The 20,420-nt window shown below is 71.6% G+C and carries 21 protein-coding genes and 1 pseudogene; 14 read left to right on the top strand and 8 right to left on the bottom strand.

Features of this window, described 5'->3' with window-relative positions:
* The 4 genes and pseudogenes from QM611_RS08625 to QM611_RS08610 all read right to left on the bottom strand — a co-directional run.
* A pseudogene (locus QM611_RS08625) lies at positions 1-453 on the bottom strand (hypothetical protein); the annotation flags it as partial.
* A 20-nt stretch (positions 454-473) separates the two neighbouring features.
* Positions 474-1,706: an ABC transporter permease gene (locus QM611_RS08620; protein WP_415079504.1), complete on the bottom strand. Its 1,233-nt coding sequence runs from the start codon at positions 1,704-1,706 to the stop codon at positions 474-476.
* Positions 1,703-2,404, bottom strand: coding sequence for an ABC transporter ATP-binding protein (locus QM611_RS08615; RefSeq protein ID WP_415079503.1), 702 nt, complete (start codon positions 2,402-2,404; stop codon positions 1,703-1,705). The genes QM611_RS08620 and QM611_RS08615 overlap by 4 nt, the downstream gene beginning before the upstream one ends.
* A complete protein-coding gene (locus QM611_RS08610; protein WP_415079502.1) occupies positions 2,401-3,627 on the bottom strand; it encodes an efflux RND transporter periplasmic adaptor subunit in 1,227 nt (408 codons plus the stop codon). Before QM611_RS08610 ends, QM611_RS08615 begins: the two co-directional genes overlap by 4 nt.
* 146 nt (positions 3,628-3,773) lie before the next feature.
* Here QM611_RS08610 and miaB point away from each other — a divergent pair, with 146 nt between their 5' ends.
* From miaB to dapF, 3 genes are all read left to right on the top strand, one after another.
* On the top strand, positions 3,774-5,336 hold the full coding sequence (gene miaB, locus QM611_RS08605; protein ID WP_415079501.1) for a tRNA (N6-isopentenyl adenosine(37)-C2)-methylthiotransferase MiaB: 1,563 nt from the start codon (positions 3,774-3,776) through the stop codon (positions 5,334-5,336).
* A 122-nt stretch (positions 5,337-5,458) separates the two neighbouring features.
* Entirely contained in the window at positions 5,459-6,391 is a 933-nt protein-coding gene (gene miaA / locus QM611_RS08600) for a tRNA (adenosine(37)-N6)-dimethylallyltransferase MiaA (protein ID WP_415079500.1), read from the top strand.
* Positions 6,392-6,395: 4 nt separating this feature from the next.
* Complete coding sequence (dapF, locus tag QM611_RS08595; RefSeq protein ID WP_415079499.1) at positions 6,396-7,265, top strand: diaminopimelate epimerase; 870 nt, start codon at positions 6,396-6,398, stop codon at positions 7,263-7,265.
* 18 nt (positions 7,266-7,283) lie between these two features.
* On the opposite strand, the gene QM611_RS08590 is transcribed toward dapF, so the two are convergent.
* Entirely contained in the window at positions 7,284-7,925 is a 642-nt protein-coding gene (locus QM611_RS08590; RefSeq protein ID WP_415079498.1) for a class I SAM-dependent methyltransferase, read from the bottom strand.
* Positions 7,926-8,010: 85 nt separating this feature from the next.
* Between QM611_RS08590 and hflX the strand changes: the two genes are divergently transcribed.
* The gene (gene hflX / locus QM611_RS08585; RefSeq protein WP_415079497.1) at positions 8,011-9,537 is read left to right on the top strand and encodes a GTPase HflX; all 1,527 of its coding nucleotides are present in this window, start codon (positions 8,011-8,013) and stop codon (positions 9,535-9,537) included.
* The gene (locus QM611_RS08580; RefSeq protein ID WP_415079496.1) at positions 9,534-10,259 is read left to right on the top strand and encodes a haloacid dehalogenase type II; all 726 of its coding nucleotides are present in this window, start codon (positions 9,534-9,536) and stop codon (positions 10,257-10,259) included. The genes hflX and QM611_RS08580 overlap by 4 nt, the downstream gene beginning before the upstream one ends.
* Before the next feature lie 164 nt (positions 10,260-10,423).
* Here QM611_RS08580 and QM611_RS08575 read toward each other — a convergent pair whose 3' ends face one another.
* Both QM611_RS08575 and lexA read right to left on the bottom strand, forming a co-directional pair.
* Entirely contained in the window at positions 10,424-12,373 is a 1,950-nt protein-coding gene (locus QM611_RS08575; protein ID WP_415079495.1) for a prolyl oligopeptidase family serine peptidase, read from the bottom strand.
* 391 nt (positions 12,374-12,764) lie between these two features.
* The gene (lexA, locus tag QM611_RS08570; RefSeq protein WP_415079494.1) at positions 12,765-13,472 is read right to left on the bottom strand and encodes a transcriptional repressor LexA; all 708 of its coding nucleotides are present in this window, start codon (positions 13,470-13,472) and stop codon (positions 12,765-12,767) included.
* Between the two features lie 260 nt (positions 13,473-13,732).
* On the opposite strand from lexA, the gene QM611_RS08565 reads away from it, so the two are divergent.
* Genes QM611_RS08565 through QM611_RS08540 form a run of 6 tightly spaced genes read left to right on the top strand, consistent with a single transcriptional unit; the run spans position 13,733 to position 18,033 of the window.
* Positions 13,733-14,113, top strand: a complete 381-nt coding sequence (locus QM611_RS08565) for a LysM peptidoglycan-binding domain-containing protein (protein WP_415079493.1) — start codon at positions 13,733-13,735, stop codon at positions 14,111-14,113.
* 1 nt (position 14,114) lies between these two features.
* Positions 14,115-15,209 carry a histidinol-phosphate transaminase gene (locus QM611_RS08560; RefSeq protein WP_415079492.1) on the top strand — a complete coding sequence of 365 codons (1,095 nt, stop codon included), beginning with the start codon at positions 14,115-14,117 and terminating at the stop codon, positions 15,207-15,209.
* A complete protein-coding gene (hisB, locus tag QM611_RS08555; protein WP_415079491.1) occupies positions 15,206-15,811 on the top strand; it encodes an imidazoleglycerol-phosphate dehydratase HisB in 606 nt (201 codons plus the stop codon). The genes QM611_RS08560 and hisB overlap by 4 nt, the downstream gene beginning before the upstream one ends.
* Positions 15,808-16,458 carry an imidazole glycerol phosphate synthase subunit HisH gene (gene hisH / locus QM611_RS08550; protein WP_415079490.1) on the top strand — a complete coding sequence of 217 codons (651 nt, stop codon included), beginning with the start codon at positions 15,808-15,810 and terminating at the stop codon, positions 16,456-16,458. The genes hisB and hisH overlap by 4 nt, the downstream gene beginning before the upstream one ends.
* Before the next feature lie 50 nt (positions 16,459-16,508).
* Positions 16,509-17,255, top strand: coding sequence for a bifunctional 1-(5-phosphoribosyl)-5-((5-phosphoribosylamino)methylideneamino)imidazole-4-carboxamide isomerase/phosphoribosylanthranilate isomerase PriA (gene priA / locus QM611_RS08545; protein ID WP_415079489.1), 747 nt, complete (start codon positions 16,509-16,511; stop codon positions 17,253-17,255).
* Positions 17,239-18,033: an SseB family protein gene (locus QM611_RS08540; protein ID WP_415079488.1), complete on the top strand. Its 795-nt coding sequence runs from the start codon at positions 17,239-17,241 to the stop codon at positions 18,031-18,033. Before priA ends, QM611_RS08540 begins: the two co-directional genes overlap by 17 nt.
* A gap of 19 nt (positions 18,034-18,052) precedes the next feature.
* Here QM611_RS08540 and QM611_RS08535 read toward each other — a convergent pair whose 3' ends face one another.
* Positions 18,053-18,436 carry a DUF1844 domain-containing protein gene (locus QM611_RS08535; protein WP_415079487.1) on the bottom strand — a complete coding sequence of 128 codons (384 nt, stop codon included), beginning with the start codon at positions 18,434-18,436 and terminating at the stop codon, positions 18,053-18,055.
* 254 nt (positions 18,437-18,690) lie between these two features.
* Between QM611_RS08535 and infC the strand changes: the two genes are divergently transcribed.
* The 3 genes from infC to rplT all read left to right on the top strand — a co-directional run bounded on the left by infC (position 18,691) and on the right by rplT (position 19,996).
* Positions 18,691-19,320, top strand: a complete 630-nt coding sequence (gene infC, locus QM611_RS08530) for a translation initiation factor IF-3 (RefSeq protein WP_415079505.1) — start codon at positions 18,691-18,693, stop codon at positions 19,318-19,320.
* A gap of 70 nt (positions 19,321-19,390) precedes the next feature.
* Positions 19,391-19,585, top strand: coding sequence for a 50S ribosomal protein L35 (rpmI, locus tag QM611_RS08525; RefSeq protein WP_179490915.1), 195 nt, complete (start codon positions 19,391-19,393; stop codon positions 19,583-19,585).
* A gap of 27 nt (positions 19,586-19,612) precedes the next feature.
* A complete protein-coding gene (rplT, locus tag QM611_RS08520) occupies positions 19,613-19,996 on the top strand; it encodes a 50S ribosomal protein L20 (protein ID WP_415079486.1) in 384 nt (127 codons plus the stop codon).
* The last annotated feature ends 424 nt before the right edge of the window (positions 19,997-20,420 follow it).

Genomic DNA, 20,420 nt, shown 5'->3' with positions numbered 1-20,420 from the left:
GGACCCGCCTCCTTCGGGGGCGCTGCCGCCCCCGCCGGGCGCCCCGCCGCCGGGTCCGCCCGCGCTCGCCTCGCACGAGCCGTCGTCGGCGGCAGCGGTCACCGTGATGGTGGTGGCCGCCGAGGCGTCCTGCCCCGTCGCCGCGACGACGCAATCGCCCACCTCGATCGTCGAGGCGTCGACGGTCTCGGTCTTTTGCACGGTGGTCTCGTCCGTGTAGCGCACCGTGGTCTGCGTGTCGTCGCCCTGCACCTGCAGCTGTTGGTCCTGCGCGTCGACGATGAGTCCGGAGACGCCGCCGCGGCCCTGGGACTGTGGCGCCACGGTGGCCGAGGCGCCGACGCTCGCCGAGGTGGGTGTGGCGGAACTGCACGCGGCGAGCGCCAGCAGCGCGGCCGCGGTGGCGGCGATCGCGCCGACAGCGCGCGCGGCGTTGGTCCTGGATGTCTGCATTTCTCGATTCCTTTCGGGTGTCACTCGCTGCGGAGCGCGTCTATGGGGGTGAGGCGTGCGGCACGGGTGGCCGGGTACACGCCGAAGGTCAGGCCGATCGCGACAGCGACGCCGAGCGCCAGCAGCACGACGGGGGCGGAGGCGATCACCGAGCTTCCGATCAGGGGCGGAAGCAGCCACGTGGCGAGGAGCCCGACGACGACCCCCAGCACGCCGCCGCCCAGGCCGAGGATCGCCGCTTCGATGAGGAACTGGCGGCGGATGGCCCCCGGTGGCGCGCCGAGCGCTTTGCGCAGGCCGATCTCGCGTGTGCGCTCGGTGACCGACACCAGCATGATGTTCATCACGCCGATGCCGCCGACCAGCAACGAGAGCGCGGCGATGCCGGTGAGCAGCACCGTCAGCGTCCGGTAGATCGCCGTGGCGGTGTCCACGAGGGCGTCTTGGCTGGAGACAGTGAAGTCGGCGCTGTCCGCGTCGGTGATCCCGTGCACATTGCTGAGGATCGCGGTGACCTCTTGGTAGGCGCCGGGCAGCACCTCGTCGGAGACCGCCTTGACGTAGATCGTCGACACACTGCCGGCGTTCTCGCCGCCGAGCACGGTGCTCACGCCGGTGGAGATGGGGATCAGGGCGATGTCGTCGAGGTTGGTCGACGAGCTGGAGCCGGCCGACTCGAGCACCCCGATGATCTCGAAATCGCTGCCGTCCACCTTCACGGTCTGGCCGACGACGGCGGCGGTGCCGAAGAGCTCTTCCGCAGTCTCCGCCCCGAGCACCACCACGCGCTCGTTGGCCGCGGCCTGCTCGTCCGTGAAGAAGTCGCCGTACGCGAGCTCGCGCGAGCGGACCTCCGTCCACGACGTGGTGGTGCCGGTCACCGATGTCGTCCAGTTCGTGTCATTCGCCTCGAGCGCCAGTGACGAGGTCTTCTCGGGGGCCACCGACAGCACGTCCGGCGCGGCGACATCCGACTCCAGAGCGGACGCGTCGGACAGCGTCAGCGTCGCGGCTGTGCCGAACCCGCCGCGCACACCGCCCGAGTCGGTGCTGGAGCCGGGGGAGACGATGAGCAGGTTGCTGCCCAGCGCGCTGATCTGCTCGCTGACGTCCTTCTGCGTACCCAGCCCCAGCCCCACCGTCACCACGACGGCGGCGATGCCCACGAGGATGCCGAGCACGGTGAGCAGCGACCGCAGGGTGTGCGTGCGGATGGCGTGCCACGACGTGGACAGGGTCTCCGACCAGCTCATGAAGCCTCCCCACGGTCGGGGGGTCCGTCTGAGGTGATCTGCCCGTCGCGCACGAACACGACCCGTCGCGCGCGGTGGGCCACGTCCAGCTCGTGGGTGATCAGCACGATGGTGCGTCCTGCCTGGTGCAGCTCGTCGAACAGCGCGAGCACGTCGTCGGTCGAGGCGGAGTCGAGGTTTCCGGTCGGCTCGTCGGCGAGGATCATCGTGGGATCGCCGGCCAGCGCCCGCGCCACCGCCACGCGCTGCTGCTGTCCTCCGGACAGCTCGCCCGGCCGGTTGTCGAGCTTGTCGCCCAAGCCCACGCGGGCAAGCGCAGTCTGCGCCCGGCTGCGGCGCTCCGGCTTGCTCACTTCGCCGTAGACCATCGGCAGTTCCACGTTGCGCTGCGCCGAGAGCGTCGGCAGCAGGTGGAACTGCTGGAAGACGAACCCGATCTGGCGGTTGCGCACGCGGGCGAGGTCGGTCTCGCTGAGCTGCTCGACATCCTCCCCGCCCAACCGGTAGGAGCCGCTGGTCAGCACGTCGAGGCAGCCGAGGATGTTCATCAGCGTCGATTTTCCAGAGCCGGACGGGCCCATGACGGCGACGTACTCGCCCTCGGTCACGGCAAGGTCGATGCCGCGCAGCGCGTCGAACTCGATGTCGCCGGTGCGATAGGTCTTTCGCGCCTGGGAAAGCTCGATGACCGCGCTCACGGGGCGCCGCCCTGGCCGTTGCCCGGGCCGCCGCCGGAGCCACCGCCGCCGGAGCCGCCGCCGGGCATCTGCCCGCCGCCAGGCATCTGCCCGCCGCCGGGCATCTCCTCGCCGCTCGAAGACTCGTCGGAGTTGCCCTCGCCGGGGGTGAAGGTCGCGACCAGCACGTTCGTGCCCTCTTCGATTCCGGAGACGATCTCCGTGTAGTCGTCCGACGTGATGCCCACCTCGACGGTCGTCTCCGTCTGCGAGCCGTCGTCGCCGACCACGGTCACGGTGCTCTCTCCGTCCGCGGTGGTGACGGCCGCCGACGGCACGGCGAGCACATCGGTCTTGCGCTCGTACACGATCGCGGCGTCGACAGAGACACCGTCGTAGAGGCCCGTCGCATCGCCGGTCAGCGTCACCGTCACCGGGTACTGCGCCGAGCCGTCGGTGGTGGCGGGCACAAGGCCGACTTCGCTCACCACGCCGAAGTACTCGCCGCCGTCGTCGGTGGTCAACTCGACCTGCAGGCCCTCGGACACATGGGAGATGTCGGTCTCGCCGACCGAGACCTCGGTCGTCCAGGCATCCGTTCCCACGATGGTGAACGCGGCCGAGCTCGAGCTCGTGCTCGTGCTCGTGGACCCGTCCGAGCTGCTCTCGCTCGTCGAGCTGTCCGACGAGGAACCGCTGCGGCCGGTCACGCTGTCTCCGACAGCGACGTTCACGCTCGTGACCAGGCCCGCCGCGGGAGCGACGAGCGTCGCGTCCTCGACCGCCTCCTTGGCGTCGACGACGGCAGCGCGCGCGACCTTCACCGCAGCAGCCGCTGCTTCAACGCGGGCTTCGGTGGCGCTGCTGCCGGTGTCCGCATCCTTCGCGGACGCGAGCGTCGCCTTCGCTTCGGCGAGCGTCGCCTTCGCCTCGAGCAAGCTCGCCTTCACCTGCAGCGTGTCGACCTTCGCGAGCGTCTGGCCTTTCTTGACGACATCGCCGGCCTGCGCGCTCACCTTGGTGACGACACCCGAGACGGCGAAGTCGACGTCTTCTTGCACGGCGGGGGTGACGGTGCCGGTGGTGGAGACGGTCAACTGGAGGGTCTGCAGCTCCGCGGCGGCAGTGCGCGTGGTCGTCGTTGCCGTGGCTTGGGCGGGCAGCACGAAGCAGAACAGCCAGACCGACAGGCCGCACACGGCGGCGGCGACGCCGGCCGCGGAGAACCATGCCCATCGTGGCATACGACGAACGAATGCTCGAACGCTCATTCGGATAGGGGCCCTTTCGATCAGGAATCCCCACGGTAGGCAGGCAATCCGTGCGAGCGATATCGAACGCTGATGAATTCCCTATGTCGATGCGGCCGCCGACGTAGAATGAACCGGTCATGTCCGCGCCATCCTCCGCCCCGACGCTCATCGACCCGTCGCCGGCCGCCGCTGCCGCGGACGGCCGCGCCCGCACGTACGAGGTGCGCACCTTCGGCTGCCAGATGAACGTGCACGACTCCGAGCGGCTGTCCGGATCGCTGGAGAGCGCGGGCTATGTGCGGGCGACGCCCGGAGACGAGGCGGATGTCATCGTCATCAACACGTGTGCCGTGCGCGACAACGCCGCAGGCAAGCTCTACGGAACGCTCGGGCACCTCAAGTCGCGCAAAGACCGGCACGAGGGCATGCAGATCGCGGTCGGCGGATGCCTCGCGCAGATGGACAAGCAGGCGGTGCTCGACAAGGCGCCGTGGGTGGATGTCGTGTTCGGCACCCACAACATGGGCTCGCTGCCGACGTTGCTCGAGCGCGCGCGGCACAACGGCGAGGCCGAGCTTGAGATCCTCGAGTCGCTCGAGGTGTTCCCGTCGACACTGCCGACGCGCCGCGACAGCGTGCACAGCGGCTGGGTCTCGATCTCGGTCGGCTGCAACAACACGTGCACGTTCTGCATCGTGCCCTCGCTGCGCGGCAAGGAGAAAGACCGGCGGCCCGGCGACATCCTGAACGAGATCCGGCTGCTCGTCGACGACGGAGCCATCGAGGTCACGCTGCTCGGGCAGAACGTCAACTCCTATGGCGTGGAGTTCGGCGACCGGCAGGCGTTCGGCAAGCTGCTGCGCGCGACGGGGGAGATCGAGGGGCTCGAGCGCATCCGGTTCACGTCGCCGCATCCCGCCGCGTTCACCGACGACGTCATCGACGCGATGGCCGAGACGTCCGCGGTCATGCCGCAGCTGCACATGCCGCTGCAGTCCGGCTCCGACCGTGTGTTGCGCGCGATGCGCCGCTCGTACCGCAGCGAGCGCTTCCTCGGCATCCTCGACCGCGTGCGGGCGCGGATGCCCGACGCCGCCATCTCGACGGACATCATCGTCGGCTTCCCGGGCGAGACCGACGAGGACTTCGAAGACACGCTGCGCGTCGTCGAGCGCGCGCGGTTCGCGTCGGCGTTCACGTTCCAGTACTCGATCCGCGAGGGCACGCCGGCTGCGACGATGCCCGGCCAGGTGCCGAAAACGGTCGTGCAGGAGCGCTACGAGCGCCTCGTCGCGCTGCAGGAGCGCATCTCGCTCGAAGAGAACCAGCGCCAGCTCGGCCGCGAGCTGGCGGTGCTGGTCTCGACCGGCGAAGGGAAGAAGGATGCCTCCACCCACCGTCTCACCGGGCGCGCGGAGGACAACCGGCTCGTGCACTTCGAGCTGCCCGCCGGCTCGGACACGCCTCGCCCCGGCGATGTCGTCACGGTGGTGGTGACGCACGCCGCGCCGTTCCACCTGCTTGCCGACGCGCCCGACGGGGCGCCCCTGCGCATCCGCCGCACGCGCGCCGGCGACGCGTGGGACCGCTCGCAGACCGAGTCGTGCGCCGTTCCGGCCGCCGGGTCGGGGAGTTCGGGCGCGTCTGGCCCCGTGCCGCTCGGGCTCCCGACGCTGCGCGTCGGCGTCCCTGGCCGTTGAGCGAGGACGCCCCGGTCCCCGAGCGGATCGCCCCGGTCCCCGAGCGAATCGCCCCGGTCCCTGAGCTTGTCGAAGGGCACGCTGCAGAAAGCTGCAATCGCGCACGCGAAATGGGCGCGCGAGTGCAGGTTTCTGGCGCGCGAACGGTGTGGGCGATCGTCGGCGCGACCGGCACGGGGAAGACGGCCCTGTCGCTCGATCTCGCCGAGGCCCTCGCTGCCCGGGGGAGGCCGGCCGAGATCGTCAACGCCGATGCGATGCAGCTCTACCGCGGCATGGACATCGGCACCGCCAAGCTCCCCGAGTCGGCGCGGCGCGGCATCCCGCACCACCTCCTCGACGTGCTCGAAGTCACGGACGAGGCGGCGGTGGCGTGGTACCAGGGCGTCGCGCGCGCGGCGATCGGCGGCATCCACTCGCGCGGGGCCGACGCGATCCTCGTCGGCGGGTCGGGGCTCTACGTGTCGAGCGTGCTGTTCGACTTCCGCTTCCCGCCGCGCGATCCCGCCGTGCGCGCGCGGTTGGAGGCCGAGCTCGAGGAGCGCGGCCCCGGAGCCCTGTACGCGCGGCTGCGCGAGCGCGGTCCGGCCGCGGCCGAGCGCATCGACCCCCGCAACGGCCGGCGCATCGTGCGCGCACTTGAGATCCTCGAGCAGGGCGAACACACGCACGGGGCGGCATTGCCCGAGGCGCCGCGCCTGTGGCACACGCCGACGCGGATCGTCGGCACGCACGTGCCGCGCGACGAGCTTGTGGCGCGGCTCGACGCCCGCGCGCGGGCGATGTGGGCGGACGGCCTGCTCGACGAGGTCGCCGTGCTGCGCGCGCGGGGGCTCGAGGACGGCGCCACCGCCCGCCGCGCGATCGGCTACGCGCAGGCGCTCGCGCAGCTGTCGGGCGAGCTGAGCGAGGCCGAGGCGATCGCCGAGACCCAGGCGCTGACGCGGCGCTACGCCCGCCGCCAGGTGTCGTGGTTCCGTCGCTACGACGGGGTGGAGTGGGTCGAGCCGGGCACGGATGCCGCCCACGTGGTGGACGGTGCGAGCCTAGACTGAACGGATGCCGCAGACCATCCCGTTCACGAAGGGCCACGGCACGGGCAACGACTTCGTCCTGATCGCCGATCCGGACGGCGCGCTCGACCTGTCGGACGACCACGTCGCGATTCTGTGCGACCGGCACTTCGGCATCGGCGCGGACGGGATCCTGCGCGTCGTGCGCTCGACCGCGCTGCCGGAGGGCGCGGCCACCCCCGATGCCGAATGGTTCATGGACTACCGCAACGCCGACGGGTCGGCCGCGGAGATGTGCGGCAACGGCATCCGAGTGTTCCTGCGCTACCTGCTCGACACTCAGCTCGCGGCCCTCGCCGACGGCGAGACGATCCTGATCGGCACGCGCAACGGCGCGTTGCCGATGACGCGCAGCGAACTCGGGTTCGAGGTCGACCTCGGCGCGTTCCGCGTCGAGTCGAGCGAGACGCTCGTGCGCGCCCGTGGACTGCCGGTGCAGCGCCCGGGGCTCGGCGTCGACGTGGGCAACCCGCACGTCGTGGTCGCGTTGCCGACCGACCTCGAGTTGGACGGGCTCGACCTGACCGTCGTGCCGCACCTGCAGCCCGAGCCCCCGGACGGGGCGAACGTCGAGTTCGTGGTGCCCGCCGACCCGCTCGTGCGCGGCGGCGTGGGCTCGATCCGGATGCGCGTGTTCGAGCGCGGAGTGGGTGAGACGCTGAGCTGCGGCACGGGCGTCGCGGCGGCGGCGCTCGCGGTGCGCGAGTGGGCCGGCCCCGCAGCTCCCGATCGCTGGAGCGTCGACGTGCCGGGCGGCACGCTGGGCGTGCGCGTCGCGCCGGTGGGCGGCATCCCGCACGTTCTTCTCTCCGGCCCTGCGACGCTCGTCTACTCCGGCGAGGTCACACTCGCCTGACCGGCCGCGACGCGACTCTCAGGCCACGTCGCCGTCGTCGGAGCGCGGAGACCCGTGTCGGCGCACCTTGAGCACGCGGTAGCCGCGCCCGGTCGCCGCGCGGTGCACGCTGAACCCGGTGTGAAGCGTGGCGGCCAGCCAGCGCTGCAGCGAGTCGGAGCCGAGGTTGCGCTGCACGACGAGCCACGCGTCGCTGCGCTCGTCAAGCCGCGGCAGCCAGCGCTCGAGCAGGCCGTGCAGCTCGTGCTTGCCGACGCGGATCGGCGGATTCGAGCGGATGGTGCGGAACACGACGTCGTCGGGAACATCGTCGGCCAGCACGGCGTTGATGTTCTGCAAGCCCAGCGCCTCGGCGTTTCGGCGCACGAGGCCGAGAGCGCGTTCGTTCACGTCCACGGCCCACACGGTCGCGCGAGGAGACTCGAGCGCGAGCGAGATCGCGATCGGCCCCCAGCCGCAGCCGAGGTCGAGGAAGTGCCCGCCCGGCGGCGCTGGAGGAGTGTTGGCAAGCAGCACGCCCGTCCCGGAGTCGAGGCGGTCAGGGCTGAACACGCCGCCCGCGGTGGTCACCTCGACGTCGCGCCCGGCGAGGCGCACTCGGATGCGACGGAAGTTCTCGGCGCTGGAGGGAGAAGCGCTGAAGTATTGCTCGCCTCCCATGGCTGACGAGCGTACCGGAGCCGCGGCCGCTCGGGGAGGCTAGAGTTCTACAGGTCGCCGGGCGAGAATGCCCGGAGAGGATGGCATGACTGACACAACCGACACCGCGCCCACCGTCGATCCCGTGGAGCGCGTGCTCGCGCGCGCCCAGACTCGCGGGGCGGACGTGCGCGTGTTCGGGGCTGCGCAGGCCTTGCAAGACTCCGCCACGACCGCCGAGACGGCCACCGACGGCGAGCAGTGGGACCGCGAGGAGCGCGCCGCGCTGCGCCGCGTGCCGGGGCTGTCCACCGAGCTCGAAGACGTCACCGAGGTCGAGTACCGGCAGCTGCGCCTGGAGAACGTCGTGCTCGTCGGCGTCTACCCGCAGGGCGACCAGGTCGACGCCGAGAACTCCCTGCGCGAGCTCGCCGCGCTCGCCGAGACCGCCGGCGCGGTCGTGCTCGACGGCGTGCTGCAGCGCCGGCCGCATCCCGATCCCGCCACCTACCTCGGCCGCGGCAAGGCGCAAGAGCTGCACGACCTCGTCGCCGCGCTCGGCGCCGACACGGTGATCGCCGACACCGAGCTCGCGCCCAGCCAGCGGCGCGCGCTCGAGGATGTCGTGAAGGTCAAGGTGATCGACCGCACGACCGTGATCCTCGACATCTTCAGCCAGCACGCCAAGAGCCGCGAGGGCAAGGCGCAAGTGGAGCTCGCCCAGCTCGAGTACCTGCTGCCGCGCCTGCGCGGCTGGGGCGACTCGATGAGCCGCCAGGCCGGTGGCCAAGTGGGCGCGGGCGGGGCCGGCATGGGCTCGCGCGGCCCCGGCGAGACCAAGATCGAGCTCGACCGGCGCCGCATCCGCGACCGGATGGCCCAGTTGCGCCGCCAGATCAGGGCCTTCGGCCCGGCGCGCGACGCCAAGCGCGCCGAGCGCAAGCGCAACACGATCCCGTCCGTCGCGATCGCCGGCTACACCAACGCGGGCAAGTCGTCGCTGCTGAACCGCCTCACGAGCGCGGGCGTGCTTGTCGAGAACGCGCTGTTCGCGACCCTGGACGCCACGGTCCGCCGGTCGGAGACAGCGGACGGCCGCGTCTACACGCTCACCGACACGGTCGGGTTCGTGCGCAACCTGCCGCACCAGCTCGTCGAGGCGTTCCGGTCCACCCTGGAAGAGGTGGCGGGGGCGGATGTCGTGCTGCACGTCGTCGACGCGGCACACCCCGACCCGGCGTCGCAGCTCGCCACGGTGCGCGACGTGATGGGAGAGGTCGGCGCCCGCGGCATCCCGGAGGTCGTGGTGTTCAACAAGGCCGACCTGGTGGACGACGACACCCGTCTCGTGCTGCGCGGTCTCGAGCCCAACGCGCACTTCGTGTCGTCGCGCACCGGCGAGGGCGTCGACGAGCTGCGCGCGGCGATCGAGGCGGCGCTGCCGCTTCCCGAAGTGGAGTTGCGTGCCCTCGTTCCCTACAACCGCGGCGATCTCGTGTCTGCCGTGCACGAGCACGGCATGATCCTGTCGCAGGAGCACGGCGAGGAGGGCACGCTGCTGCACGCGCGCGTGCCCGCCGTGCTCGGGGGCCGCCTCGCTCCCTACACGGAGCAGGGCGTCGCGGACTCATGACGATCGACCTCGCCGACTACACCGCTCTGAGCTTCGACTGCTACGGCACCCTCATCGACTGGGAGGCGGGAATCGCGGCCGTGCTCGGCCCATGGGCGCGGCAGCACGACCCGTCGATGACCGACGAGCAGGTGCTCGTGGCCTACTCGGAGCACGAGGCGGCGGTCGAGGCCGAGGCGCCGACGACGCTGTACCCCGACGTGCTGCGCGAGGCCTTCCGCCGCACCGGGAACGCGCTCGGGCTCCCGGTGACGGATGCCGAGGCGGACGCGCTGGGCACGTCGGTGCTGCGCTGGCCCGCCTTCCCCGACTCGGCCGAGGCGCTTGCCCGGCTCCAGCGGCATTACCGCCTGATCATCCTGTCGAACGTCGACCGCGAGGGGTTCGCCGGCAGCAATCGACAGCTCGGCGTCGAGTTCGACGACATCCTCACCGCGCAAGACATCGGCTCGTACAAGCCGAACCCGGCGAACTTCGCCGCCTTGCTGGCGCGCGCCGACGAGGTCGGCGCGACGGGGCGGCTCCTGCACGTCGCGCAGTCCCTCTTCCACGACCACGTGCCGGGCAAGGCCGTGGGCCTGCCGTCGGTGTGGATCAATCGCCGGCACGCGCAGCCGGGCTGGGGAGCGACACCCGACCCGCGGGTCGCGGTGCAGCCCGACCTCGAGTTCCCGTCGATGGCCGCGCTCGCTGACGCCGTGGACGCCGCGTTCGACCGGTGAGGAGCGCTCTCGGCCCGCGGGTGCGCACGTCCATCCGTTCTCCGAAACCTCCTGATCTCGCGCAGTCAGGAGGATCCGCGACGAAACGCCCTGACGACGCGAAATAGCCTGATCTGGCGAAACGCGGAGCGGGCCGTCGCCGCGTTTCGCCTCGCCGCGCTCGCTCAACAACCGGGGTCAACAGCATCCAGCGCGAGCGCGGGCACGTCCAGCGGCTCGAATCCGAGTACGCGGCCGAGGAACGCGAGCTCGGCCTGAAGGCACCGCACGATCGTCTCGGCGCGACGGAACCCGTGCGACTCGCCCTCGAACGCGAGGTACGCGTGCGCGATGCCCTTCGCGGCGAGCGCGTCGCGCACCGCCTCCGACTGCGCGGGCGGAACGACGGCGTCGTCGAGCCCTTGCTCGATGAGCATGGGGGTCGTGAAGCGATCCAGGTGCGACAGCGGCGAGCGGTCGATGTACACGTCCTCGGCCTCCGGCAGCGCGCCGACGAGCCCGTCGAGGTAGCGCGCTTCGAAGTCGTGTGTGTCGGCGGCGAGCGCCCGGAGGTCGGCGACGCCGTAGCGGCTGATCCCCGCCGCGAACCGGTCTGACGCGGTGAGCGCGCACAGCGCGGTCCAGCCGCCGGCAGAGCCGCCCCGGATGGCGAGGCGCGCCCCGTCGGCGAGGCCCTGGCTCGCCAGCCCGGATGCAGCGGCGACGACGTCGTCGCGGTCGACGACTCCCCACTGCCCCGAAAGCCGCTCGCGATAGGCGCGGCCGTAGCCGGTCGAGCCGCCGTAGTTGACATCGAGCACGCCGATGCCGCGGCTGGTGAAGAACGCGACCTCCAACGACGCGCCTCCCGACGCGTGCGCTGTCGGCCCGCCGTGCACGAGCACGAGGCAGGGCGGCAGCTCGCCGTCGGGCGCGACGGCGACCGGGCTGGTCGGGGCGTATGCGAAGGCGTGCACGGGGCCGTGCGGCCCGTCGACCGTGACGGCGCGCGCAGCCGGCAGCCACGCCGCATCCGGCGCGGCGTCCACCGCGCCCCGCACGAGCGTCGGCCGCGGGTCAGGGTCGTCGAGGTCGAGCAGCCACAGCCCGCCGAAACTGCGCGCGCCCGCCCCGCGCAGCAGCACTCGCGAACCGCGCGCATCATCGAGCAGCACGCGCGACGTGGCCTCCGACGGGAGGGCGCGCAGCGCGCCGCTCGCGGGGTCGAGCAGCACGAGCGCGTCCGAGCCGACCGTGCGCACCGCGAGGATGCGACCGCCCGGCAGCGGCAGAAACCACCGGATGCCGAGGTTCCACAGCGGGCCGCCGGTCTCCGCCTCCGCGGGCGCGAGCGCTGTCACCTCCCCGTCGCTCCAGCGATAGAGGTTCCACCAGCCCGTGCGGTCCGACACGAATGTGAGCTCAGCGGCATCCGTCCACTCCGGCTGCAGCGCGGACTCGGTGGGTCCGCCGGCGACGGCCTCCCACTTCGTCACGCGGCCGTCCACGAGGCTCCCCACGCGAAGCTCTGCACCGTCCCACGCCATCCGCGGATGGTCCCACGCGATCCATGCGAGGCGGGCGCCGTCAGGAGACACCCGCGGGTAGGCGACGAAGTCGCTGCCGGCCACCACGGACCGGATCGCCGCCGCGTCGTCGGCCGCAGACCCGTCGAGCGGGATGGCGACGATGTCGCGCGGCGTGACGTGCCCAACCGCCGCGTGCGTCTCGCGCACCGCCCACACTTCGTCGCCGACCAGGCTGAGCTCGCCGAAGCGCATGCCCAGGCCGGGGGGTGTGAGCGGATGCGGCGCGGTGTCGCTAGGGGAGAGCGCCCACACGCGCTGGTCGGTCTTCTCGACGAAGACGAGGATGCCAGAGTCCGTCGCCGTCCACGCGCCGCCGCCGTACTCGTGCACGCGCGAGCGCGCGTCCCACGGCGCGGGCAGCAGCGTCTCCGGCTCGCCGTCGCCGAGGCGGCGGACGGCAGAGCGCCCTGCCTCGCCCGGCATCCGCTCCAGCCACCAGATCTCGTCGCCGACGAAGCGGGCGCCGTCGACGGGATGCGATCCGGCAGCGACGTCGGCCGCCGATATCGGCGAGGGCCACGAGCCGTACGGGAGTGTCGGGGGCATGGCTCCCACGCTAGCGGCGGCCGCCGCGCGTGCGCGCGACACCTGCCTTCCGCGCCGAGACCCGCTTTGCCTGCTGACACCCGCGCGTGCGCGGTGGGTCTCGGCGCAATTGGTGGGTCTCGGCAGGTGCGGCGGGATCGTTCGGGATCCACCCGCGCCGAAACCCGTCCCGCGCGCCGAAGCACGCCTGAGCACCCGAACCCGCGCTGCGCGCCGAAACCCGTCCCGCGCGCCGAAACCCGTCCCCCGCGCCGAAACCCCGACCAGGATGACGGGTCTCGGCCACGCAGGTGGGTCTCGCCGTGTCACACGGGTGGTCTTGCCGTGTTGCACGGGTCTTTCCATGCCGACGCGCAGCCGACGCAGCGAGACTGCGGTCGCGGAATCGCGCTCAGACCGCGCGCATCACCGCGACGACCTTGCCGAGCACGACGGCGTCGTCGCCGAGGATCGGCTCGAAGGCGCTGTTGCGGGGGAGCAGCCACGTGTGCCCGTCGCGCTGGCGGAAGGTCTTCACCGTCGCCTCGCCGTCGAGCATCGCCGCGACGATGTCGCCGTTGTCAGCGGTGGGCTGGATGCGCACCACGACCCAGTCGCCGTCGCAGATGGCGGCGTCGATCATCGACTCGCCGTTGACCTTCAGCATGAACAGGTCACCCTTGCCGACGAGTTGGCGCGGCAGCGGGAAGATCTCCTCGATCTGCTGGTCGGCGGTGATCGGGATGCCGGCGGCGATCTGCCCCACCAGTGGCACCAGCGCCGCGTCGCCGACGCTCGGCGCGGTGTCGGCGGGGTTCTCTGTGGCGGCCCCGGGCAGGTCGATGAGCACCTCCATCGCGCGCGTCTTGCCCGCGTCGCGGCGCAGATAGCCGCTGAGCTCGAGCTGGTTCAGCTGGTGCGTCACGCTCGACAGCGACTTGAGGCCCACGGCGTCGCCGATCTCGCGCATGCTCGGTGGATAGCCGTGCCGCGCGATCGATCGCTGGATCACCTCGAGGATCGCCATCTGCTTGTCGCTCAGGCTCTTGCGCCGCCGGGTCTGCGGCTTCTCGCGAGGCGGCTTGCCGGCGTGGTCCGTCTGCGGGTGTGACTCGGACATGTGCGCTGCTCCCGGATGAGTGACTCTTCGAATGTCGGAGGTCGATGATGGGCTGTTCTTGTCGAAACCGTATCCGATGATCCGATGATCCCGCAGCAGCCCGCCGCGTGTCGCAGGGGAATCGGACTCCGGCACATCGACCGGCTTGACAGTCGACAATATAGAAGATAGCTTCGGAACAGAGATTCGTTCCCGAGTCTCCCGGCCGAGAACCGGGAACGAATCTCTCCCCGAGCGACACCCAGAACGCGAGGAACGCCATGACTTCGATCTCGATCTCCGTACCGATCGCCGCCCCCCGTGGGGCCCGTGCGGCCGAAGCGCGCACCCGGCTGCGGCTGACGGCCCGAGGGCGCCGCGTGCTCGCCGTCCTCGCCGCGCTTCCGGCCGCGATCGCGCTTTTCCTCGGCATGATGGCGGGCGGCGCCGCGCTGGCGTCGAGCAGCGCGGGCTTGTCGCCGGCGTCGTTCGAGACGGTCAGGGTGGCCTCGGGCGACTCGCTCTGGTCGATCGCGACCGAGATCGCGCCCTCGGCCGACCCGCGGGATGTCGTTGACGCCCTCGTGCGGCTGAACTCGATCGAGGGCGGCGTCATCGTCCCTGGGCAAGAGCTCGCCATTCCGGCGGAGTACGCGCCGTAGCATGGAGAGGGTGAGCGCGACCCTCGACGACCTTCCGATACGCGACGACCTTCGCGGCCTCAAGCCCTACGGTGCCCCGCAGGCGGCGCTCCCGGTGGCGCTGAACGTCAACGAGAACACGCATCCCGTCCCCGAGGAGGTGGCGGACGACATCCTCGATTCCATCGCGCTCGCGCTGCGCGACATCAACCGCTACCCCGACCGCGAGTTCACCGCCCTGCGGGAGGCGTTCGCCGACTACCTCGGCCACGGCCTCACCCGCGACCAGCTGTGGGCGGCGAACGGGTCGAACGAGGTGCTGCAACACCTGCTGCAGGCGTTCGCGGGGCCGGGGCGAACCGCGCTCGGCTTCGCGCCGACCTACTCGATGTACCCGCTGCTGGCCCGAGGCACGGGGGCGGAATGGGTGGCGGGCGAGCGCGAGCCCGACTACACGCTGACCCCGCAGGGCGCGGCCGAGCAGACCGCCGAGGCGGGCGCGGATGTCGTCTTCCTGTGCTCGCCAAACAACCCGACCGGCACCCCGGTCGGGCTCGACGTCGTCGAGGCCGTGTACGAGGCCACCGACGGCATCGTGATCGTCGACGAGGCCTATGCGGAGTTCGCGCCCCGCGAGGAGCGGTCCGCGCTCACGCTCCTCGCCGACCGGCCGCGGCTCGTCGTCTCGCGCACCATGAGCAAGGCGTTCGCGTTCGCCGGTGCGCGCGTGGGGTACCTCGCGGCCGACCCGGCGCTCATCGACGCGTTGCGCCTCGTGCGCCTGCCCTACCACCTGAGCGCTCTGACCCAGGCGGCGGCAACCGCCGCCCTGGGCCACGCGCCGACGATGCTGCGGATGGTCGACGAGATCGTCGCGCAACGAGACCGCATCTCCGCCACACTGCCCGCGCTCGGCTACCAGCCGCATGAGTCGTGGACCAACTTCGTGCTGTTCGGCGGGGTCGACGATCCGGCCGCCACGTTCCAGGCCCTCTACGACCGGGGCGTGCTCATCCGAGACGTCGGCCTGCCCGGCCAGCTGCGGGTCACCGCGGGCACCGAAGACGAGACCACCGCGTTCCTGGACGCGCTGGCCTCGATAGACTCGGCGGCATGACGAGCGAACGCACCGCCTCTGGCCGCCGCGTCACCAGCGAGTCGACCGTCGAGCTCGAGCTCGACCTCGACGGCTCCGGCAAGAGCCGCATCGACACCACCGTGCCGTTCTTCGACCACATGCTGACCGCGTTCGCCAAGCACTCGCTCACCGACCTCACCGTCCGCGCCTCCGGCGACACCGACATCGACGTCCACCACACGGTGGAGGACGTGTCGATCGTGCTTGGCCACGCGATCCGCGAGGCGCTCGGCGACAAGGCCGGGATCTCGCGCTATGGCGATGCGCTGGTGCCGCTCGACGAGGCGCTCGCGCAGGCGGTCGTCGACATCTCCGGGCGGCCGTACCTCGTCCACTCCGGCGAGCCGGCCGGCTTCGAGTACCACTTGATCGGCGGCCACTTCACGGGGTCGATGGTGCGCCACAGCTTCGAGGCCATCACCTTCAACGCGGGCCTCACGGTGCACGTGACGGTGCTGGGCGGCCGCGACCCGCACCACATCGCCGAGGCGGAGTACAAGGCGTTCGCGCGCGCGTTCCGCCAGGCCAAAGCGCTCGACCCGCTGGTGCAGGGCATCCCGAGCACGAAGGGCGCGCTGTGACTCGCAGCCCGCTCGTGGCGGTGCTGGACTACGGATCGGGCAACGTGCACTCGGCCGTCAAGGCGCTCGCCGCGGCCGGCGCGGACGCCCGCTTGACCGCGGACTCCGCGCTGGCGATGGATGCCGACGGGCTCGTCGTGCCCGGCGTCGGGGCGTTCCGCGCGGTGATGGAGTCGCTGCGGGCCGTCCGTGGAGACGAGCTGATCGGGCGCCGACTCGCCGGCGGCCGGCCGGTCCTCGGCATCTGCGTGGGCATGCAGGTGCTGTTCGAGCTCGGTGTCGAGCGCGGCGTCGACACGGACGGCCTGGGCCAGTGGCCGGGCGCGGTCACCGAGCTCGATGCCCCTGTCCTCCCGCACATGGGCTGGAACACGGTGACCCCGGGGGAGGGCACGCGCCTGTTCCGTGGCATCGAGCGCGAGCGGTTCTACTTCGTGCACTCCTTCGCCGCCCAGCACTGGCTCCTCGACGTCCAGCCGCCGTTTCCGCAACCCGTGCTGACGTGGTGCGACTACGGCGCTCCGTTCCTCGCCGCGGTCGAGAACGGGCCGCTCTCGGCGACCCAGTTCCACCCCGAGAAGTCGGGGGCCGCCGGCATCCGGCTGCTGTCCAATTGGATCGACGGACTGGGCGGGACTACGCTCTAAAGCCGTGCCGGAGCTTCGCCGGCGCCTCCGACGGCGATCGCGCAAGGACCATGAGCGACTTCAGTGCAACACCCGAGCTGATCCTTCTGCCCGCCGTTGACGTGGCCGGCGGCCAGGCCGTGCGCCTCACGCAGGGCGAGGCCGGGAGCGAGACCCACTACGGCGACCCCGTCGAGGCCGCGCTGGAATGGGCGCGCCAGGGCGCGAAGTGGATCCACCTCGTCGACCTCGACGCCGCGTTCGGGCGCGGATCGAACCAGGCGGTGCTGCGGCGCGTGATCAAGCACATGCGCGGCGTGCAGGTCGAGCTGTCCGGCGGCATTCGCGACGACCAGTCGCTGGACGCGGCGCTGGAGGCGGGCGCGGCGCGCATCAACCTCGGCACGGCGGCGCTGGAGAACCCCGAGTGGGCGGCCGACGTCATCGGCCGGTACGGCGAGGCCATCGCGGTCGGCCTCGACGTGCGCGGCACGACCCTCGCGGCCCGCGGCTGGACGCGCGAGGGCGGTGACCTGTGGACCGTGTTCGACCGGCTCGAGCGCGCCGGGTGCGCCCGGTACGTGGTGACGGATGTCACCAAGGACGGCACGCTGCGCGGGCCCAACCTCGAGCTCCTCGCCGAGATCGCCTCGCGCACCGTCAAGCCCATCGTCGCCTCGGGCGGCATCTCGAGCCTCGACGACATCGCCGCGCTGCGCGAGCTCGTCCCGCGCGGTGTCGAGGGCGCGATCGTGGGCAAGGCGCTCTACACCGGCGCGTTCACGCTCGCCGAGGCGCTGGATGTCGCGGGAGACTGACCCGCACGCGCACTCCTGCGCGGCCGACTCCGCGGGGGTGCCGTGGGCGGGGCGCAGCTTCCACGCGAACCCGCACGCCGACGACGACGGCGCTGCCGACCCGGCATTGCTGGCAGCGCTTGTGGCGTTCCGAGACGGCGCGGGGGGCGCGGCATCCGTCGTCGACGCCTACCGCGCAGCCCGCCTGCTGATCCCGCTCGTCGCCCAGGCCGGCGGGGAGGAGCGCGAGACCGGGCCGCACGGGCTTGAGGTCGACAAGACGCAGGAGCTGTCGATCGTCACGGTGGCGGGGCCAGACGGCCGTCACGTGCTGCCCGTGTTCACGTCGGTGGAGACGCTCGCCCGCTGGGACCAGGCCGCGCGCCCGGTGCCGGCGGACGGCGTGCGCACCGCGGTGGCCGCCGCTGACGACGGCAGCACCGACCTCATCGTCATCGACCCGGGGTCGGAGACCGAGTTCGTGCTGCGCCGACCCGCCGTGTGGGCGGTCGCGCAACGGCAGCCGTGGGAGCCGGCGCCCGAGTCGCCCGAGGTGTTCGCGGCGCTGCAGGAGAGCGTCGGGCACGAGCTCGGCGTGCTCGACCTCACGGTCGCAGCGGGCGACCCCGACGCCCGCATGAGCGGCCCCGAGCTCGTCGTGCGCCTGCACCTCATAGACGGACTCGACCAGGGCGAGCTCGACGCCATCCTGCAGCGCCTCGCCGCCCGCTGGGCCGCCGACCACCGGATCGCGGTGCTCGTCGACTCGCTGACCGTCAAGCTGGTCCGCACGCCGTAGCCTCGCCTCGCCTCGCGCGTCAGGTGACCGGGCCCGTCCACTTCTCGCCGGGGCCCTGGCCGATCGGGTCGGGAAGGGGGGATGCCTCGCGGAACGCGAGCTGCACCGACCGCAGTCCGTCGCGCAGCGATCGCGCGTGCATGTCGCTGATCTCGGGGGCGCCGGCGGTGATCAGCCCGGCGAGCGCGTTGATCAGCTTGCGCGCCTCGTCGAGGTCGGTCTGCGTGTCGGGATCGTCGGCGAGGCCGACCTTGACGGCGGCGGCGCTCATGAGGTGCACGGCGGCGGTGGTGATCACCTCGACGGCGGGCACGTCGGCGATGTCGCGCGATGCCGCCGCGGCCGCCCGCTCTTGCTCCGCCCAGCGCTGCGGGCGTCCGTCCTCGTCGCGAATCGTGTCCACACGCCACTCTCTGTTAGACTGTGCCGGGCTCCGGAGCGTTCTGCTTCGGAACGAAAGAGGATAACATCCCACCCGCGCTTGCCGCTCCAGGCTACCGGGTCCGCAGCACTCCGCCTCCGCGTCTGACGCGGAAGGTAGACCGGGTGCGAAACGGCGTACGCGCCGCCGCGGGCCTGGCGCCTGCCGCACGAGCCGGAGGGCCGGTCTTCTTCCGCCCGCGGGTCGAACCCTCGTTCCGCGGTGGCCTTCCCACCATCGAAGAGGAGTTCCGCATCAGCGATCCCCGCACCAATGAGCGCATCCGCGTTCCCGAGGTCCGTCTCGTCGGGCCCAACGGCGAACAGGTCGGCATTGTCCGCATCGAGGTTGCGCAGCGTCTGGCTCAGGAGGCAGACCTCGACCTGGTCGAGGTGGCCCCCAACTCCCGGCCTCCCGTCGTGAAGATCATGGACTACGGGAAGTACAAGTACGAGGCGGCGCAGAAGGCCAAGGAGGCCAGGCGCAACCAGGCCAACACGGTCCTCAAGGAGGTCCGGTTCCGGCTGAAGATCGAAGCGCACGACTACACGACCAAGCTCAAGCGCGCCGAGGGCTTCCTGAAGGCGGGCGACAAGGTGAAGGCCATGATCCTGTTCCGCGGTCGCGAGCAGTCCCGGCCCGAGCAGGGAGTGCGGTTGCTGCGCAAGTTCGCAGAGGATGTCGCCGAGTTCGGCACCGTCGAGTCGAACCCGACGATCGACGGCCGCAACATGGTGATGGTGATCGCGCCGCACAAGAACAAGTCCGAGGTGAAGACGGAGCAGAACGCGCAGCGCGCCGCCAACAAGGAGGCCGCGCGCACCGCGCGCACTGCCGCTCCCGCCGACGAGGCCGCCGCCTCGTAGGCCCCACAGACCACCCGCGCCAGCGGGGTACGACTCCCGCACGCGGGAAGCACAACGAAGGAATAGAGAGATGCCGAAGCAGAAGACCCACTCGGGCGCCAAGAAGCGCTTCAAGGTGACCGGCAGCGGGAAGCTCATGAAGCAGCAGGCGAACCTGCGCCACAACTTCGAGGGCAAGCCCACCCGCCGCACCCGCCGCCTGTCGCAAGACCAGGTGCTCGCCAAGGGCGACGCGAAGGTCGCAAAGAAGCTTCTCGGCCGCTGAGCCGACGCACGAAGAGGAACGAAAGAAATGGCAAGAGTCAAGCGGGCCGTCAACGCCCACAAGAAGCGTCGCACCATCCTTGAGCGCGCGGAGGGCTACCGCGGCCAGCGGTCGCGCCTCTACCGCAAGGCGAAGGAGCAGGTCACCCACTCGCTCGTCTACTCGTACCGCGACCGCCGCAAGCGCAAGGGCGACTTCCGCCGCCTGTGGATCCAGCGCATCAACGCCGCGAGCCGCGCGAACGGCCTCACCTACAACCGCTTCATCCAGGGCCTGGGCTTGGCGGGCGTGCAGGTCGACCGGCGCATGCTGGCCGAGCTGGCCGTGAACGACCCGGCGACGTTCGCGTCGCTGGTCGAGACCGCGAAGAAGGCGCTGCCCAGCGACGTCAACGCGAAGGCGTCGGCGTAGCAGCATCCGTCGACAGGGCGTTCTCCACTCGGAGGGCGCCCTGTCGCGTTCTCGCCCGTCGGCGTCGGCACGGCGGGTCCGCTGGACGGGCCGGCTCGGCATCCCTGCACACTCGCTGCGCGTGCTGAGACCCATCGTGCGTGCCGAAACCCACGGTGGGCGGGCGGGTTTCCACGCGACGAGTGGGTTTCGACGTGGTGGGCGGGGCTGGGCACGGGGATGGATGCCGAGCCCCGCTGTGTCGTCCGAGACCCGCCGTGGACACCGAGGCCCGCTGAGCTCATCGAAACCCACCCGCGCGAAGCGGGTTTCGGCGCGCTGGGTGGGTTTCGGCGCGCTGGGTGGGTTTCGACGCGGTGGGCGGGGCTTGGCGCGGCAACGGGGTTCGGCGCGCGCGGGGCGCGGCGGGCGCGGCGGGCGCGCG

Origin of the sequence: Microbacterium sp., assembly GCF_047606685.1 — a bacterium.
Classification (GTDB): Bacteria; Actinomycetota; Actinomycetes; order Actinomycetales; family Microbacteriaceae; genus Microbacterium.
This window is presented reverse-complemented; position numbering and strand designations above follow the sequence as displayed.

Excerpts from the sequence above, each read along its gene's own strand:
- QM611_RS08620 (WP_415079504.1), bottom strand. The coding sequence starts at position 1,706 with ATGAGCTGGTCGGAGACCCTGTCCACGTCGTGGCACGCCATCCGCACG.
- QM611_RS08610 (WP_415079502.1), bottom strand. The coding sequence starts at position 3,627 with ATGCCACGATGGGCATGGTTCTCCGCGGCCGGCGTCGCCGCCGCCGTG.
- miaB (WP_415079501.1), top strand. The coding sequence starts at position 3,774 with ATGTCCGCGCCATCCTCCGCCCCGACGCTCATCGACCCGTCGCCGGCC.
- dapF (WP_415079499.1), top strand. The coding sequence starts at position 6,396 with ATGCCGCAGACCATCCCGTTCACGAAGGGCCACGGCACGGGCAACGAC.
- QM611_RS08590 (WP_415079498.1), bottom strand. The coding sequence starts at position 7,925 with ATGGGAGGCGAGCAATACTTCAGCGCTTCTCCCTCCAGCGCCGAGAAC.
- hflX (WP_415079497.1), top strand. The coding sequence starts at position 8,011 with ATGACTGACACAACCGACACCGCGCCCACCGTCGATCCCGTGGAGCGC.
- QM611_RS08580 (WP_415079496.1), top strand. The coding sequence starts at position 9,534 with ATGACGATCGACCTCGCCGACTACACCGCTCTGAGCTTCGACTGCTAC.
- QM611_RS08575 (WP_415079495.1), bottom strand. The coding sequence starts at position 12,373 with ATGCCCCCGACACTCCCGTACGGCTCGTGGCCCTCGCCGATATCGGCG.
- lexA (WP_415079494.1), bottom strand. The coding sequence starts at position 13,472 with ATGTCCGAGTCACACCCGCAGACGGACCACGCCGGCAAGCCGCCTCGC.
- QM611_RS08565 (WP_415079493.1), top strand. The coding sequence starts at position 13,733 with ATGACTTCGATCTCGATCTCCGTACCGATCGCCGCCCCCCGTGGGGCC.
- QM611_RS08560 (WP_415079492.1), top strand. The coding sequence starts at position 14,115 with ATGGAGAGGGTGAGCGCGACCCTCGACGACCTTCCGATACGCGACGAC.
- hisB (WP_415079491.1), top strand. The coding sequence starts at position 15,206 with ATGACGAGCGAACGCACCGCCTCTGGCCGCCGCGTCACCAGCGAGTCG.
- priA (WP_415079489.1), top strand. The coding sequence starts at position 16,509 with ATGAGCGACTTCAGTGCAACACCCGAGCTGATCCTTCTGCCCGCCGTT.
- QM611_RS08540 (WP_415079488.1), top strand. The coding sequence starts at position 17,239 with ATGTCGCGGGAGACTGACCCGCACGCGCACTCCTGCGCGGCCGACTCC.
- rpmI (WP_179490915.1), top strand. The coding sequence starts at position 19,391 with ATGCCGAAGCAGAAGACCCACTCGGGCGCCAAGAAGCGCTTCAAGGTG.
- rplT (WP_415079486.1), top strand. The coding sequence starts at position 19,613 with ATGGCAAGAGTCAAGCGGGCCGTCAACGCCCACAAGAAGCGTCGCACC.